Annotated in this window: 14 protein-coding genes and 1 tRNA gene; 7 read left to right on the top strand and 8 right to left on the bottom strand. The window is 60.6% G+C overall.

Annotated features, from left to right (window positions below; all coding sequences use genetic code 11):
* Window positions 1-205: 205 nt before the first annotated feature.
* The 3 genes from rny (at window position 206) to H5P28_RS15980 (ending at window position 3304) form a co-directional block, all read left to right on the top strand.
* Entirely contained in the window at window positions 206-1735 is a 1530-nt protein-coding gene (gene rny / locus H5P28_RS15990) for a ribonuclease Y (protein ID WP_185676699.1), read from the top strand.
* Between the two features lie 94 nt (window positions 1736-1829).
* A complete protein-coding gene (locus H5P28_RS15985; protein ID WP_185676698.1) occupies window positions 1830-2549 on the top strand; it encodes a lipid-binding SYLF domain-containing protein in 720 nt (239 codons plus the stop codon).
* 152 nt (window positions 2550-2701) lie between these two features.
* Window positions 2702-3304 (top strand): GNAT family N-acetyltransferase, encoded by a 603-nt coding sequence (locus tag H5P28_RS15980; RefSeq protein WP_185676697.1) that lies wholly within the window; start codon window positions 2702-2704, stop codon window positions 3302-3304.
* A gap of 70 nt (window positions 3305-3374) precedes the next feature.
* On the opposite strand, the gene H5P28_RS15975 is transcribed toward H5P28_RS15980, so the two are convergent.
* The 4 genes from H5P28_RS15975 to H5P28_RS15960 all read right to left on the bottom strand — a co-directional run bounded on the left by H5P28_RS15975 (window position 3375) and on the right by H5P28_RS15960 (window position 6142).
* Window positions 3375-3518, bottom strand: coding sequence for a hypothetical protein (locus tag H5P28_RS15975; protein WP_185676696.1), 144 nt, complete (start codon window positions 3516-3518; stop codon window positions 3375-3377).
* Between the two features lie 282 nt (window positions 3519-3800).
* Window positions 3801-4733: a glycosyltransferase family 10 domain-containing protein gene (locus H5P28_RS15970; RefSeq protein WP_185676695.1), complete on the bottom strand. Its 933-nt coding sequence runs from the start codon at window positions 4731-4733 to the stop codon at window positions 3801-3803.
* Between the two features lie 48 nt (window positions 4734-4781).
* Complete coding sequence (locus H5P28_RS15965) at window positions 4782-5945, bottom strand: glycosyltransferase family 4 protein (protein WP_185676694.1); 1164 nt, start codon at window positions 5943-5945, stop codon at window positions 4782-4784.
* Window positions 5946-6051: 106 nt separating this feature from the next.
* Window positions 6052-6142 (bottom strand) — tRNA-Ser (locus H5P28_RS15960).
* A 302-nt stretch (window positions 6143-6444) separates the two neighbouring features.
* Here H5P28_RS15960 and H5P28_RS15955 point away from each other — a divergent pair.
* From H5P28_RS15955 to H5P28_RS15945, 3 genes are all read left to right on the top strand, one after another.
* Window positions 6445-6747, top strand: coding sequence for a hypothetical protein (locus H5P28_RS15955; protein WP_185676693.1), 303 nt, complete (start codon window positions 6445-6447; stop codon window positions 6745-6747).
* A gap of 11 nt (window positions 6748-6758) precedes the next feature.
* Window positions 6759-8288 (top strand): sulfatase family protein, encoded by a 1530-nt coding sequence (locus H5P28_RS15950; protein WP_221773458.1) that lies wholly within the window; start codon window positions 6759-6761, stop codon window positions 8286-8288.
* A gap of 184 nt (window positions 8289-8472) precedes the next feature.
* Window positions 8473-10209 (top strand): sodium:solute symporter family transporter, encoded by a 1737-nt coding sequence (locus H5P28_RS15945; protein WP_185676692.1) that lies wholly within the window; start codon window positions 8473-8475, stop codon window positions 10207-10209.
* A gap of 119 nt (window positions 10210-10328) precedes the next feature.
* Here H5P28_RS15945 and H5P28_RS15940 read toward each other — a convergent pair whose 3' ends face one another.
* The 3 genes from H5P28_RS15940 to H5P28_RS15930 all read right to left on the bottom strand — a co-directional run bounded on the left by H5P28_RS15940 (window position 10329) and on the right by H5P28_RS15930 (window position 13200).
* Entirely contained in the window at window positions 10329-11114 is a 786-nt protein-coding gene (locus tag H5P28_RS15940) for a heme ABC transporter ATP-binding protein (RefSeq protein WP_185676691.1), read from the bottom strand.
* Between the two features lie 12 nt (window positions 11115-11126).
* Window positions 11127-12185, bottom strand: coding sequence for a FecCD family ABC transporter permease (locus H5P28_RS15935; RefSeq protein ID WP_185676690.1), 1059 nt, complete (start codon window positions 12183-12185; stop codon window positions 11127-11129).
* 139 nt (window positions 12186-12324) lie between these two features.
* Window positions 12325-13200, bottom strand: a complete 876-nt coding sequence (locus H5P28_RS15930; RefSeq protein WP_185676689.1) for an ABC transporter substrate-binding protein — start codon at window positions 13198-13200, stop codon at window positions 12325-12327.
* A 76-nt stretch (window positions 13201-13276) separates the two neighbouring features.
* On the opposite strand from H5P28_RS15930, the gene H5P28_RS15925 reads away from it, so the two are divergent.
* Window positions 13277-14347 carry a hemin-degrading factor gene (locus H5P28_RS15925; protein ID WP_185676688.1) on the top strand — a complete coding sequence of 357 codons (1071 nt, stop codon included), beginning with the start codon at window positions 13277-13279 and terminating at the stop codon, window positions 14345-14347.
* Between the two features lie 375 nt (window positions 14348-14722).
* Here H5P28_RS15925 and H5P28_RS15920 read toward each other — a convergent pair whose 3' ends face one another.
* The gene (locus H5P28_RS15920; RefSeq protein WP_221773457.1) at window positions 14723-15424 is read right to left on the bottom strand and encodes a PEP-CTERM sorting domain-containing protein; all 702 of its coding nucleotides are present in this window, start codon (window positions 15422-15424) and stop codon (window positions 14723-14725) included.
* Between the last annotated feature and the right edge of the window lie 20 nt (window positions 15425-15444).

Genomic DNA, 15444 nt, shown 5'->3' with positions numbered 1-15444 from the left:
TGATTTACAGCATCGCCAGATGGGGCGCCCACAGGGCTGGAGGTGTTTTTCTAAAGTAGTACCGCGAAGGAAGGACTTGTGCCAGAGATTTTCTGGCTCATGCTACCCCTAACGCCAGCGGGCTGAGGGTGCGTTCCCCATTGACAGGGGCCGAAACTTCGCCTTGGATAGGGGTTTTACGAGTATAGGGGATTGAGCTGAGTTTATGTTCTCGTGGGAGATTTTTATCGCTCTGTTTGTCGGGGCACTTGTCGCTATGGCGTTCGACTGGATTGTCGCCAAACGCTGGCTCGGCGCAGTACGTGAAAAGGCTCGGGACATCGTCGAACACGCCCGCAAGGAGGCGGAGCTGAGTGCCCGCGAAATCCGTAACAACTCTCAGCTCCAGTTCGAGAAAGAGCGCGTCGAGCGTGAAACCGTGCTCCAGGAGCGCCGCCAGAAAATCCAGCGAGAGGAGGAGGAACTTCAGGAACGCCGCCGCGAGGTGGACCGCATGCGCCAGCGGCTCAGTCACAAGGAGGCCGAAATCGAGAAAATCCGCATCGAGGCCAGGGAGGAGCAGACCCGCTACGAGACGATGGCGGATAATTACCAGACCCTGCTCAAGCGTATTGCCGATATTTCCAACGAGGAAGCCCGTGAACTGCTCCGCGAGGAGGCCCGCGCCCAGTCGGCCGACGAGATCCGCCAGATCAAGCGCGAGATGATCCTCCGCAACGAGGAGGAAGCCCGCGACGAGGGCACCCGTATCCTGGTCGATGTCATGCAGCGCATGACCAGCACCCCGTCGCACGAGTTGAGCGCGACCATTGTGGACATTCCCAATGAGGAGATGAAGGGCCGCATCATCGGTCGCGAGGGTCGTAACATCAAGGCCTTCGAGCGCGCCACCGGCGTCACTCTGATGATTGACGAGACGCCCGGCTCGATCCTCGTCTCGTCTTTCGACCCGGTGCGCCGCGAAGTTGCCCGCCTGGCCCTGGAGCACCTGATCCGCGACGGGCGCATCCATCCGGTTTCCATCGAGGAGACGGTTGAGCGGGTCGAGCACGAGATGGCCGACCACGTGATCCAGCTCGGTGAGGATGCCCTGGTCAGGCTGCGTATGGGAGGCGTGCACCCGGAGATCGTCCGCCTGCTGGGCAAGCTCAACTACCGGCTTTCCAACAACCAGAACACGCTCGAACACTCCGTCGAGGTGGCTTTCCTGTGCTCGTTGCTGGCCTCTGAACTCGGGCTTGACCCGGACATTGCCAAGCGTTGCGGCCTTTTTCACGACCTTGGCAAAGCCATCGACCACGAGTACGAGGGCAGTCATGCCTCGTCGGCCTCGCGTCTGCTCCAGCGTCACGGCGAAGACCCGGTCGTGGTCAACGCGGTGGCCTGCTCCCACGACGAAGTCGATGCGACCAGCGTTTACGCCGGCCTGCTCAAGGTCGCCGATTCGCTTTCGGCCACCCGGCCCGGCGTGCGGACGGATTCGATGGACGGCTACGTCCAGCGCGTGAAAAGCCTGGAAGATATGGCCCTGTCCTTCGACGGCGTGGCGGAGGCCTACGCGGTCCAGGCCGGGCGCGAAATTCGCATCATTGTTAATCCTGACCAGGTGGACGATGTCGAAGCCCGCTCGCTGGTGCGCCGCATTCGTCAGCAGGTCGAGGACGACCTGCAATACCCCGGTTCGATCAAGATCACGCTCGTGCGCGAGCAGCGCTTCACCGAGACGGCCAAGTAGGGCCGTTGCCCAAAAATGCTCCGGCCCCGGCGATCCTTCGAGTCGCTGATCCGGCTTGGCATTTGCCGGTAAGTCGGTTATTATTACGGACCTTATGAAAAATCTCCGTACTTCATTTTTCTTTGCTCTCAGTCTTTTCGCCGCCACGGCGGCTGTCCGCGCGGACCAAAGCCTCAGCGACCTCAACGGCCTCATCAACAGCGCCAAGGGCTGGCTGCTCGACTACCAGTCGAACCCGAAAAAGGCTATACCGACCGATGTCTTTGAAAAGGCGCGGGGCATCTTTTTCTATCAGGTGGTGGGGGGCAGCTTCATCATCGGAGCGCAAGGCGGTGAGGGCTTCGCCATGATCCGCGAGGAGGGGGGCGATTGGTCCCCGCCGGTATTTTTCAATGTCGGCTCGGGCAGCTTCGGAGCCCAGATCGGCGGCGGGCAGACGACCGTGCTCATGTTTCTGATGAACGATGAGGGCCTGGACATCCTGAAGAAGGACCAGACGACCTGGAGCGGCACGGCCAAGGCGATCGGCGGCCCCAGCTCGGCCTCGGCCTCGTCCGACTGGTCGGGTGATGCGACCTCGAAGCAGAACAGCAAGTACGGCGCGGCGGACATTTTCTACTACGTGACCGCCTCCGGGCTCGAAGCCTCCGCCGCGGTCAAGGGTACCGAGTCCAACTACGACCAGGCCGCCACCGACCTGTATTACAACAAAAGCGGCCTGACCCGTGAGGCCGTCTTCGGCCACGCGGTGAAAATGCCCGAAAACGCGGGTTCGTTTGTCGCCCTGCTGAACCGCTTCGCCGCCGGTCAGTGATTGCTGTCGGGGGGATACCCCTTCCTGACCGTGCATCGTGAGCAAGACATTTAACAGGAAGGCCGGAAAGAGCGAAAAGAACGACCGAAGGTGTCCGTTCCCGCGCTTTCCGGCCTGCTCGTAATTTTGTTTGCCCGATGCGTGTTGCGCCTGTGATTGAAACAGAAAGGCTTGTCCTGCGTCCCTTTGCCCCGGTGGATGCGGCGGAGGTCGCGCGGTTGGCGGGGGCGGAGGAAGTGGCGGAAACGACCTTGAACGTCCCGTACCCCTACACGCTGGAGATGGCGCGGGACTGGATCGCGCGCCATGAGCCGGAGTTCCGCGCGGGTAACAGCCTTTGTCTGGCTCTGACCCTCAAGGCCGCCTCTGACGAGAAGAGCCAGAAGCTGCCAGAGGCGACGGAAAACGAGGTTCCGGGGGCGCATGGAAGCGCGATTATCGGGGCGATCAGCGTTGGCCGGAGGGCTGGGGGAGCCAGCGCCGAGCTGGGGTATTGGCTGGGCGTGGCGTATTGGAAACACGGATACATGACCGAGGCCGTGCGGGCTTTTCTGCCCTGCGTTTTTGAGTGCTGGACGGTGGAAAAAATCACCAGCCACCATCTCGCACGTAATCCCGCCTCGGGACGGGTGATGATAAAAGCCGGTATGACTCGGGTGGAGGCGCGCTCCGTGCCGTGGAAGTCCGGGCGAACCGAGGAGGCCGTTTTCTACGTCCTGCCCCGCGAAGTGGTTTCGATTACGGGCAAAAAGTGAGGCGGGGCAACATGCCCCGCCTTCCGTTTAACTCCCCTGTTTGGTTTTCCCCCTCGGGAGGGGGAAAGGTTCAAGGCTGGGCCGCTGGCGCCAGCGAAAGCAAGATCAGCAACAGGGTCGCTCCGAACGTGAGCAGGCCAATCAAGACCAGCTTCAGCCCTTCGCGCGGCGGCGGTTCCAGCAGGCTGGAAGAGGTTGGGCGGTCGTGGTGCATGGCTGGCGGCTGTCGGGCGGGGAGTGGAAAAGATTTACCAGGTTAAACCCGCCCCGCGCCCGTCAGTTGCAGTTGGGCGCGTCTTTCCATCTTTTTTGGCCGGCATCGTCCTGCCTGCGCAGCCATATCCCATCCCGGCAACGCCACGTACCGGGATAGTCGGACTCCTTGTTATGTCCGTCCAGGGCGGTCACGCATTGGGGTAGCCGCCTTTCTGACGGCGTAGGGGGCAGCGCCCCCTCAATGTCCTGTGCGGCCACGCACGTCCTGTGTGGCCACGCACTAATAGAAGTGCTGGCGCTTGGCGAGTTTCCAGCGGCCGAGGCGGAAGAACTTGCGACGTCGGGAGACGGGCGGGGCCGGGTCGTCAATGACGCGCTGGAGAAAGTCCAGGGCGTACGAGTCGCTATAGTACTGGTTGGGAGTGTTGTCGTTGAAGCAGGGTTCGCGCAGCATGGCTTCCCACTGGGCGTTGTCGGCGTCGATTTCGAGGATGCGCTCGATCATGGCCTCGTCGGAGGCGAACTGGCTACGGTCGAGGAAGCTTTTCGGGTTGAACTCCTCGGCCACGCGCGGGCTGCCCCAGTAGATGGGGATGCAGCGGGCCCACATGGCGTCAACCAGCTTTTCGGTGGTGTAGCCGGGCAGGGACTTGTTTTCCCAGCACAGATGAAATTTGCAGGGGGCGTTGAACTCGCGTTTGAATTCGCCGCCGCGCGGGATGACGCGCCCGATGTTGTTGCGGTAGGGGCCGCCGGAATCGACCTGGCGGTGGGCGGTCAGTTTTTCAAAGAAGTCGATCCGGGGGCCGGTACGGCGGCGGTTGCTGTTGGTGACGAGGAAGGAGCAAAAGCGGGTCTTGCTGCGCATGAGGGCGGCGATGTCCTCGTCGTCGCGGCGGACGAGGTCTTCGGCGGGCGCGGCAGATCCCCAGACGTAGAAAGGCATACGCAGGTGCCGGGCGTCATCGAGGTAGTGGCAGGTCATGGCGTAGTCCGTGCGGTCCCAGTCGGGCAGGACGGATTCGCCGGTCCAGAAGAGCTTCTTGCAGGTGTAGAGCCGGTTCATGTGCCCGCCTTCCTGGAAAATGAGCAGATCGGGCCGGTCGGAAATCTCGATCTCGTAGCGCTGGGAAAGTAGCCGCGTGAACGGGTTGTTGAGCTTGTCAACGCCGTTGAAGTCGCAGAAATCGAGTTTGAGCTTGGGCTTGGACATGGATGCTAGCTTTGAAAGGCGGGCGCGCCGCCGGTGGCGCGAGCATCTTTATGCGAGCAGCTGGAGCACTTCGGCAAGGTTTTCCTGCCAGCGGCCTTTATTAAAGCGTTGGTGGAGCGCGTCGGCGAAGCCGTCCGGTTCGGCCGGGCGCTGGTCGATGTGGCGCCAGGCGTCAATAAAGGCGTCCTGATCGCCGGTGGGACGTACGAAGCCCCGGAAGTCATCACCGAAAAGATGGGGGAGGGCACCGACAGGGTAGCAGAGCATGGGCAGGCGGGTCAGAGCGGCCTCCAGCATGGTCATCCCGAAGCTTTCGTTGACCGTGCCGGGAAACAACAGGCAATTCGCCCCGGCCATCAGCCGGGCAACATCGTCGCTGGGGCCGAGCCAGCGGCAACCGTTTCCGGCCTGGGCGACGAGCTTTTCCCAGGAGGGCGTTTCTTTGGGATCGGCGGGGCCGACGAAAAACAACCGCCAGTCACGGCGCAAATCGGGTGTTTCAATGAACTTGCGCAGCAGCCAGGGCTGGCCTTTGCCCTCGCCGATGCGGCCCACGCAGAGCGCGACGCGCTCGTTCTTCTCGACGCCCCACTCCTGGCGGACCTGCTCGCGCAAGGGCGAGTCGCGAAGCCCGAGAAAGGCTCCGGTCTCGACGCACGGGTTGAGTGGGCGCAGCGGGACGGCGAGCGGGCCTTGCGCGGTCAGGTGGGCCAGGACCGGTTCGCTGGCCAGCAGGCGGTCGGCGCGGAGCGCCCCGTGGCGGACCCACTTGCGCAGGCAGGAGTCGTCGCTGAAGCGGTATTCGCCCTGCCAGAGCCCGACGACCTTGTCCTGTTTGCGCCGCGCCCAGAGCGCGGCGGGCAGGGTGAGAAAGTCTCCGGCAACAAGCAATGCCGGGCGGGGACTCTGATTGAGTATGGCCCGCATCTTTAAAACGAATCCCGGTAAATGGCGCAGCGACAACGGGCTGCGGGGGAAGGGGAGGCGCAAATGGACGGGTGCGGTGCCGGTGGCCTCGGCGACGCGCGGGCCAAGGTGCCCGTCGCGGTCGTAAATCCAGGTCACGGGGCAGCCCTTTTCTCGGTAGGCGCGGGCGATCTGGAGCAGGGCGAGTTCGGCTCCACCCAGACCGAGGGATTTGTGGAGCAGGTAGATGCGCGGCATCGCACGGTTCTCCGGTGCGGTGGGGGCGGGGAGATTCGTCGGAGACATGGGGCGGTGTATTACGAACTTTCGTTGCGCGATAGTCAGCTCCGGGACGGGTAGCGAACGCAGTGAGCGTAGGGCAGAGCCCTCAAAGTCCCCTGTGGTCACACAGTGGCGGAGAGGGAGGGATTTGAACCCTCGGTACCCTTTTGGGGCACGCATCTTTAGCAAAGATGTGCATTCGGCCACTCTGCCACCTCTCCAACCGGAAATTTATTCGGTCAATAAAGCCGGTAAACAACCGGGTGATGCGGGGGCTGTCAATGCCTTTTCGACAACTTTGGGCATTATCCGCGGACGGTCGGGTTGATTTTCGCCCTGATTGGGGAATCGCTGGATGGCACGGTCGATTTAGCTTCTGCTCATCGACTGATAGATTCCCGGAAAGAGTCAAATGGGCTGTACTCGCTTGTTCGCCAGGATGTCTTCAAACGTCAGGTGGCGTACTTTATGAATTGCTTTGGGGGAACCTAGTTGATTCAACCATATTGGGATCTGACATGGAGTGTGCGACTACAGCGACCCCTATGACGAGCGCTTTGGAGATTTCCCGGCCTTCAATGCGTTGGCATTCGAGATGGCTGAAGACCGCACCCGGGTGCTTTGCGTCAATAAGCTTCCGTTTCTCGGCAAGCTGGATGTTCGTCCGGCCGGTTTCTGCCACCTGCAAAGCTATACGGACGCCGCCCTCTATACTGACGAATGGTATGCGCTGGATGAAGACCCTGATTTCCTCTACAATGCGGGTACGGGTGAGTTCTCCTTACCGCCATTCTCGATTAATGTTATTCCTTTGAATCCCGAATAACTTCTAACCCCATGAACCCCATCAAGACCGTTAAAGCCTCCTCATTTGCCCGGCGCGACTTCTTGAAGTCGCTTGCTGCCGGCTCAGCAGCACTGATGGCCCATCGCATCGGCTTGGCCGCCCCCTCATCACCAGCGTCCTCAGGTAAGCCCAATATCCTCGTCATTATGTCGGACGAATACAATGGCGACATCCTGAGCGCTGCCGGGAATCCGGTTGTCAAAACACCAAATCTCGATGCGCTGGCTCGAAACGGGGTGCTCTTTGAGAATGCGTACTGCAATTCCCCTCTGTGCGTGCCCAGTCGTCTTTCCTTTACCTCGGGCAAGTACATCTCCCGCACCGGGGCATGGAATAATTCTTCATGGCTACCTTCGGACGATTATCCCTCACTGCCTCGCCTGCTGGATGAGGCTGGTTACGAGACTGTGCTGTGCGGGAAGATGCACTATGACACGACTCGCCGTTACGGTTTCGAAAAAGATATCGGGCCGGGCAATGAATCCAACAAGGACGGTAAAGACCGGCGTTGTAACCCCGCGAAACTCGATGAAGTAAAACGCTACTCCAAGCGGTTTGACGAATTCCGAGTCGGCAACGAAGAGGATAATGGAGGTATGCGCTTCGACAAGCGTGTGACCAGAGCCGCTACCAGGTATCTGGAAAACCGCAAAGGTGCTGATAAGCCGTTTTTCATGCTAGTGGGGTTTCTTGCTCCCCACTATCCCTTGATCATTCCCGAACAGTATTGGAAGCCCTACGAGGGGAAGGTCCCCATGCCGGAAATACCTGAGGGGTACCTGGAGGCTCTGCCGACAAATTACCAGGTCATGCGGAATATGTTCAAGCTTGAGGGAGTGCCGGATGATCTGGTGAAAAAAGGCCGTGAATTATACTATGGTTATGTGACCTGGCATGACAAACAGGTCGGTAAAGTGCTCGATGCGTTGCGCAAGAACGATGAACTGAATAATACCGTAATCATCTACACCAGCGATCATGGCGAGAATATGGGAGAGCATGGCCTGTGGTGGAAGAATTCCGGCTACGATTCCTCTACGCGCGTTCCGTTGATTATCAGTTGGCCGGAGCGTTGGCGTGGAGACCAGCGCAGGCTTGAAGCGTGTTCGCTGGTCGATGTGGTGCAGACGATTGCCGAGCTGGCCGGAGTCGAGCCTCCCTCCGACTGGGACGGTGACAGCCTGGTGGACTGGCTCGATAATCCACAGGCCCCCTGGAAAGATATGGCAGTCAGCCAATACTACGCCCACTGTATCGCCAGCGGCATCAACATGATCCGTATGGGCAAATACAAGTACGTCTATCACAATACGGCCGATGCCGATCACCCTGCCGAGGAAGAGCTCTACGACCTGAGCACGGATCCGCAGGAACTGAATAACCTCGCCGGGCTACCCCAGTATAAACAGATCAAGGAGGACATGTTCGCTGCTTTGGTTGAGGAAGTCGGAGAAAACCCGGAAGTAACCGAGATGCGGTGCCGAGAGGAAATCGCAGTGGGCTATAATCGGAATGTCTGACCATACTATACCTTTCCAGATACGATAGATATTTATGCTGCGCGGTGATGGATACTGTGGCCGGTATAGTGTTTGCCTTTTTGGAGTGAGCCTGGTCCTGGAGTTGGGCTTATATATTAAAAATAGACATATAGTATCTGATTCTTTTTAAGTTGTAGTGATTGTTTGGTGAAAGTGTAAGTATATGAATGTACTGGAAGTTGCTTTGTTTCTCACAGCGGTGATTGGTGTCATCGCACTTGGTATTTGGATGAGTCGGGATGAGGATCTCGATGGCGACAAGGGGGCTTCAGATTATTTCCTGGCCGGGCGCGGATTGTCCTGGTGGCTGGTGGGATTTTCGCTCATTGCGGCGAACATCTCGACGGAGCAGTTCGTGGGGATGTCGGGGTCAGCAGCTGACTGGTTGGGCATGGCGATCGCCTCTTATGAATGGATGGCGGCGGTGACGCTCGTTTTAGTTGGCTTTTGGTTTTTGCCAAAATTCCTCAAAGCGGGGCTTTATACCATTCCGGAATTTTTGCAGTATCGTTTCGATGGGGTGGCGCGGTTGGCGATGGCGATCCCGGCTATCGTGACACTGGTTTTTGTCGCCACCTCTTCGGTTATTTTCTCCGGGGCGAAGTTTGTTTCGGAGTATTATAATACGGTCCCCGTGCTGAATAACCTGACGGCTATGTGCTGGCTGATTGCGTTTTTCGCGGCCGTGTATGTCTTTATTGGTGGCCTGAAGGCTTGTGCGTGGACGGATCTGGTCTGGGGTGGCGCGTTAATCCTGGGAGGAGCCATCGTGATGGTGCTCGCCTTTGAGCATTTGGCGAACAAACCGGCCGAAGAGCTTATCCAGACGAAAGTGGCTAACTCTAACGCGACAGTCGAGCAGTTGGAGGCCGCAGGGGCGTGGGAACGCTTTATGCTGCTGAATGACGGTGTCGAGGGAGAGGCTGTCGTACGCAACGGTGAAAATGGCAGTGGCGGAAAAGTACACATGGTGCGTCCGAAGGAAGACACGGACTTGCCCTGGACCGCTTTGCTGATCGGTCTGTGGATCCCGAATTTCTTCTATTGGGGCCTGAATCAATACATTGTCCAGCGGACGCTTGGCTCGAAGTCGCTCGCCGAAGGGCAGAAGGGGATCGTTTTTGCGGCATTTCTGAAGCTGTTGGTTCCATTTCTCGTGGTCATTCCGGGGGTGTTGGCGTACAATCTTTTCAGTGGTGATTTGTTCAACGCGCAAACCGGGAACTATGATTACGACAGGGCGTTCCCGGTCCTGGTACGGAACCTGGTCAAGCCGTACCCGATGATCTCGTGGTTTGTGTTGGCGGCCCTGTGCGGTGCGGTGATCAGTTCGCTGGCCTCCATGCTCAACTCGGCCTCAACTCTGGCCACGATGGATCTATATGCAAAGTTCACCAAGCAAGAAGACTCCGCCAAACTGGTTCGGGTTGGCCGCTTTTTCGTGGTTTTGTTTGTGATCCTGGCCGGGCTGGTTGCCCCGAAGCTGGATAACTTCAGCAGTATCTTCGCCTACATTCAGGAGTTTCAGGGCTTTATCTCGCCGGGGATTCTGGCGGTGTTTATCTTTGGCTTTTTCTCTCCTCGCACTCCCCGTTATTTCGGTGCCGTCGGCATTGGCTTGAACGTCGTTGCCTACGGCTCATTCAAATGGCTGATTGGCCCGTGGATGGTTGCACGTGGTTGGTGGTACGCTGACCAGATGGCCTTCCTTGACCGGATGGCGATTTGTTTCTTCATTGTGATTCTGGCTGGGCTCTTGCTCACTGTTTTCAGACCGATGAGGACGCCGATTGAGATGCCGGTTAATCACCAGATCAGCCTGGAATCCTCCAAGGGCGCTAAATTCCTCGGCGGATGCGTCATTCTTGCGACTATCGCTTTATACGTGGTCTTCTGGTAAGTAGGGGCCAACCGCCATTCTTAGGGAGAATGGCGGTTGATAGCCCGTCTTGGAGGGCTGGAGCCCGGAGTTCCTGTACCCACACTTGCCAGTGTCGCCTCAGGGATGTCCGGGAATAATCAGTCCCGCGGAAGCGTCTGCATGAAGGGGGTGCGGTCGCCGTTGCGGTGGAGAATGGCCTGCACGTTAAAGACCTCGGCCACGCGCTCCTCGGTCAGCACCTCGGCGGTGGGGCCGTCGGCGGAGACACCGCCCCCGCTGATGAGAATCGTCTCATCGGCGTAGGCCAGGGCGAGGTTGATGTCGTGGAGGATGGCGAGCACGCCGACGCCCTCGGAGGCCAGCTCACGGGCGATGCGGAGCGTGCCGTGCTGGTGGGCCAGGTCGAGCCCGGCGACGGGCTCATCCATCAGCAGGTAGCGGGATTGCTGCTCCAGTGGTTCCCAAATCTGGGCCAGCACGCGCGCCAGATGGACGCGCTGGCGTTCGCCGCCGGAGAGTTCGAGGTAGTAGCGGTGGGCAAAGTCCTGCAAGTCCACCCGGCGCAGGGCCAGGCGGCATATTTCGTGGTCGCGGGGCGTCTCGCCGCGGTGGATGTGCGGCGTGCGGCCCATCAGGACGACGTCGCGCACGGTAAAGTTAAAGGCCAGCCGCGGTTCCTGCGGGAGCACGGCTCGGGCCTGGGCAAGCTCGCGGGTGGGCCAGGCCGAGAGCGGTTTGTCCTCCAGCAACACCTGGCCCTGGTCGGGGTCGAGTTCGCCGGTGAGGATTTTCAGCAGGGTGGACTTGCCCGCGCCGTTGGTGCCCAGGAGGGCGACAAGCTTGCCGGGGGTGAGTTTGAGCGAGACTCCGCTGAGGACCGGGTGCCTGCCGTAGGAGAAACTGAGTTGCCGCGCTTCGAGCATGGTGCCGGTTCCCTAGATGGAGAGTTTGCGTTTGGCCGACAGGAGCAGGCCGAGGAAGAACGGACCGCCGATCAGCGCGGTGAGTATGCCGATCTGAAGCTCCGCCGGAGCAACGAGCGTGCGCGCACCGAGGTCGGCCAGGACCATGACCGCGCCGCCCAGGATGACCGATCCGGGCAGGAGCCAGCGGTGGTCCGGGCCGAGGCTGAGCCGGATCATGTGCGGGACGACCAGCCCGACAAAGCCGATGATCCCGCAGGCGGCCACGGTGATGCCCACCATTGCCGCCGTGACGAAGATCAGCCCGCTTTTGACACGCTGCACGGAAATGCCGAGCTGGAAGGCTTCGGCCTCGCCCAGCAGGAAGGCGTTCAGGGAGCGCCACTGGCTGAGCACCCAGATGGCCCCGAGCAGGGTCAGTCCGGAGACGAGCAGGGCGCTGTGCCAGTTGGCCCCGGCCAGGCTGCCGAGGGTCCAGAAGGTGATGGTGCGGATCTGCGTGTCGTCGGCGAAACGGGTCACGACAAAGCCGATGAGTGCCCCGGAAATGGCGTTCACAGCGATCCCGGTCAGCAGCATGGTGGCGATGTGGGTGCGCCCGCCGATGTTGGACAGCCGGTAGATGAGAAAGGTCGTGCCAACGCCTCCGGCCATGGCGCAGATGGGAAGGGCGTACTGGGTAAAGCCGGGCCAACTGGCGGCAAACAGCCCGCCAAAAAGGATGGCAATGACCCCGCCGGTGGCGGCCCCGCTGGAAACGCCGATAATGCCCGGATCAGCCAGCGGGTTTCGGAAAAGCCCCTGCATGGCCGCGCCTGCCAGTGAAATCCCCGCGCCCACGGCGAGGGCGAGCACGATGCGAGGCAGGCGCAGGTCCCAGACCACGGTGTCGGCCAGGATGCCCGGTTTTTCAGAGGAAAGCCCGAGACGGTAGGCGAGCACACTGGTGGTTTCGCTGGTGGTGAGTTCGACCGTTCCGGTGTTCAGGCTGACCAGCGAGATCGCCAGGGTACACAGGCCGATCAGCACGAGCAGAACTGTTTTAATCGAGTGGGAGCGGGCGGGATTCATCCTCGGTTGCGTGGCGGGCCGGTCGGCTTGCGGGTGCCTGCGGCCAGTAAATGCTAAAAAACTCAGTTAAGGCGTTTCGGGGGCACGGAACAAGAAAGGATTCCGCCCGAATCCCGAAAAACGCCTCATCTGCGACGGGTTACTTTTCGCCGGGGGCGATAATTTCCGACCAGCTCAGGGCGGCTTCCCCGAGGCGGGGGCCGAAGTTGAGGTTGTCCATCGGGACGGTGACCACGCGGCCGTTTTTGACGGCGGGCACCTGGCTCAGTTCGGGCAGGCCGAGCAGGAAATCGGCGTCGCCGGGACCGGCTCCGTGCCCGATGCTCGTGCCGAGCAGGATCACGTCCGGCTGGGCGGCGAGGATCGACTCCAGCGCGTAGGGCTGGTAGCGGGTCACGTCGGAGGCGGCGTTTTCCCCGCCGGCGAGCACGATCAGCTCATCGGCGCGGGTCTGGCTCCCGGCCACCATGCCGGCGCGGCTTTTGCTCGGCGGCTGCATGAAAAACAGGACGCGCGGCTTCGTTTCCCACTGCGCGGTGCGGGCGGAGACTTCCGCGAGCTGGCCCTGGATTTCCGTGATGAGGGCAGCGGCTTCGGCTTCCTTGTCCAGCTCCTTGCCGACAGTTTCCAGCGAGGCGTAAAGGGCTTCCGGGCTCTCGGGCTCGGGGCACCACACCACCGGGATGCTGACCTGCTTCATGGCCGCCTTGGCGGCGGGCGGGCCCATCGACTCGGAGGTCACGATGAGGCTCGGGTTCATGGAGAGCACTCCTTCGGGGGAAATCTGCCGGATGTAGCCGACCTTGGGCAGTTGGGCGGCCTCGGGCGGATAGGTGCTGGAAAGATCGACCGCGACGACCTCATCCCCCCGGCCCAGCGCGAAGACGATTTCGGTGGAGGCTCCTCCGATGCTGATGATGCGCGGGGCGGGCTCGTCGGCACGGAGCAGAGGAGCGGTTAGCAGGGCAGCCAGGGCGGTGGCGTGCGTAAAGAGGATCTGATAAGACTTTTTCACGGTTTTCCGATGTTGACCTGAAAGCTAAAGGCGCGTGTATTTGTGACTCAATCTCAAAGTTTACAAAAAAGATCTAATGAACACGACGATTACTGAAGCTACTTCAACGCCCGAGGAACTCAAAGCCCGCTGGGCGGAGCTGCTGGAGGCGAACCCGAAGCTGCGCATCCGTAACGCCGCCGAAGAGCTTGGCGTGAGCGAGGCCGCGCTGCTGGCCACCCAATGCGGGGAAACGGTCACGCGCCTGGCGGTGTCGGACTGGGAAGCTTTCATGCAGACATGGAAGAGCCTGGGCAAGGTCATGGTGCTGACCCGCAACGAGAATTGCGTCCATGAAAAGACCGGCGAATACGAGCAGATCCACCCGCTGATGCACGGCGGCAAGATCGGCCTGACCACGGGCAAGGACATCGACCTGCGCCTGTTCATGGGTGGCTGGAAGCATGCCTTCGCGGTTGAAGACCTCTCCATCCCCGGCGGCCACAGCCGTTCGATCCAGGTGTTTGACCCGACCGGCACGGCCATCCACAAGATTTACGTCAAGAGCGAAGCCGGGATCGAGCCCTTCCACAAGCTTGTGGAACAGCACCGCGCCGAAGACCAGTCCAAGGCTTTCGCCGCCGAAGCCCCCGAGCCCAAGCGCCCGGAAATGCCCGACGCGCAGGTGGACAAGGACGCGCTCCTGGCCGGTTGGAAAGCGCTCAAGGATACGCACGACTTCTTCCCTCTGCTGATGAAGTGCCGCACCGGCCGCGAGCAGGCGTTGCGCCTGGCCGAAGGCGTTTTCACCAAGAAAGTGAGCAACACCGCCGCCCGCAAGGTGCTCGACCTCGCCAGCGAACGCGGCACCTCGATCATGGTTTTTGTGGGCAACGACCACTGCATCCAGATCCACACCGGCCCGGTCAAGAAGGTGATGGAGTATCAGGACTGGTACAATGTCATGGACCCCGGCTTCAACCTGCACCTGAAGGAATCCGGCATTGTCTCCTGCTGGTTGGTTCGCAAGCCGACCACGGACGGCGAAGTCAACTCGCTCGAAGTCTTCGATAAGGACGGCGAGGTGATTGTGCAGTTCTTTGGCGAGCGCAAGCCCGGCAGCCCCGAGCTGGAGGACTGGCGCGAGCTTCTCAGTGCCATTGATTAAGCGAGACTCCGGGTTTTTGTTTTCCCCGGTGGTTTGAGCCGCGGTTCCGTTCTTCGGGCCGCGGCTTTTTGCTGGGCAGCAGGGCATGCAGGGCATGCCCTGCACCCTCGGTGCTTCGCACCGTGATGGGGCGCTGCCCCATCGGAGCCAGAAAGGCTCCTGCCCCGTAAGTGTACTGACCGCCCCGGTAGGGAGCGAGTGCCAGCTCATCCACGCTGGCACTCTCCCGGGAGGAGGAGGGGGTAGCGCCCTTTCCGGATCCGTAGCAAGGGGCAGAGCCTCTCAGTGCCCAGTGCGGCCCCGCACAGCACAAAAAGGCCGGTCGCGAACGACCGGCCTTCTGGTTTCTTATGAGGGATCTATGACTGTATGACTTTACTTCTGGGAAAGCTTGCGGCGCAGCAGCGCGAGTCCGAGGACACCCAGGCCAGCCAAGGCGGCGTAGGTGGAGGGCTCGGGGATGGCCTTGCCGTCAAAAGTGTCACCTTCGACAACGCTGATGGCGTATATCCCGGTATGGATCGGCGCATCAATCGTGATCGTGTAGTCGGTGACGGTGATGCCGGTCAGGTCCCACTGCAGGGCGAGCATGTCGCTGTCTCCGCCCATTTCAGAGGAGCTGCTGCCGGGGCCGCTGTATGTGTAGGTGGGAGCGAGGATCGTTCCGCCGTTATAAGTCAACGATACGGTTACGGGAGACGTCTCGCTGAAATCCATCTCAAAGATGAGGTTGTTCAGGTCAAGCGAGGGAGTCGCGCTGATTTCCAGGACGGTACCCGGGGCGCCAGGGTAGAATCCGGCGGTATAGAGCATGCCGTCTGTCCCCGCGGTGATGTAGCCGTCACCCGAAAGGCGGTTGAGGGAGGCGTTGATGTCGCTGCTGTACGGGGCGCTGGTGATGGGCGCCATCGCGCTCGGCCAAGCGGCTCCATAGGCATAGCCGGTGTAGTATGTGTCGTTGAAGACCCAAGTGCCTTGGGCTGTCGTACCGGGCAGGGTGATATTGAGCAGATCAGCGTGGGAGAACACCGGGGCCAGCAGAGCGGCGGCCAGTGCGATGCGTTGCATAGTTTTCATAGGTTCTTTATTGACTGTGG

It is taken from the genome of Ruficoccus amylovorans, from assembly GCF_014230085.1.
Taxonomy (GTDB): Bacteria; Verrucomicrobiota; Verrucomicrobiia; order Opitutales; family Cerasicoccaceae; genus Ruficoccus; species Ruficoccus amylovorans.
The sequence above is the reverse complement of the archived record's forward strand: the minus strand, read 5'-3'. Positions and strand labels throughout refer to the sequence as shown.

What these genes read in the sequence shown, in the direction of transcription:
- rny (WP_185676699.1), top strand. Translation starts at nt 206, where the DNA reads ATGTTCTCGTGGGAGATTTTTATCGCTCTGTTTGTCGGGGCACTTGTC.
- H5P28_RS15985 (WP_185676698.1), top strand. Translation starts at nt 1,830, where the DNA reads ATGAAAAATCTCCGTACTTCATTTTTCTTTGCTCTCAGTCTTTTCGCC.
- H5P28_RS15975 (WP_185676696.1), bottom strand. Translation starts at nt 3,518, where the DNA reads ATGCACCACGACCGCCCAACCTCTTCCAGCCTGCTGGAACCGCCGCCG.
- H5P28_RS15970 (WP_185676695.1), bottom strand. Translation starts at nt 4,733, where the DNA reads ATGTCCAAGCCCAAGCTCAAACTCGATTTCTGCGACTTCAACGGCGTT.
- H5P28_RS15965 (WP_185676694.1), bottom strand. Translation starts at nt 5,945, where the DNA reads ATGTCTCCGACGAATCTCCCCGCCCCCACCGCACCGGAGAACCGTGCG.
- H5P28_RS15950 (WP_221773458.1), top strand. Translation starts at nt 6,759, where the DNA reads ATGAACCCCATCAAGACCGTTAAAGCCTCCTCATTTGCCCGGCGCGAC.
- H5P28_RS15945 (WP_185676692.1), top strand. Translation starts at nt 8,473, where the DNA reads ATGAATGTACTGGAAGTTGCTTTGTTTCTCACAGCGGTGATTGGTGTC.
- H5P28_RS15940 (WP_185676691.1), bottom strand. Translation starts at nt 11,114, where the DNA reads ATGCTCGAAGCGCGGCAACTCAGTTTCTCCTACGGCAGGCACCCGGTC.
- H5P28_RS15935 (WP_185676690.1), bottom strand. Translation starts at nt 12,185, where the DNA reads ATGAATCCCGCCCGCTCCCACTCGATTAAAACAGTTCTGCTCGTGCTG.
- H5P28_RS15925 (WP_185676688.1), top strand. Translation starts at nt 13,277, where the DNA reads ATGAACACGACGATTACTGAAGCTACTTCAACGCCCGAGGAACTCAAA.
- H5P28_RS15920 (WP_221773457.1), bottom strand. Translation starts at nt 15,424, where the DNA reads ATGAAAACTATGCAACGCATCGCACTGGCCGCCGCTCTGCTGGCCCCG.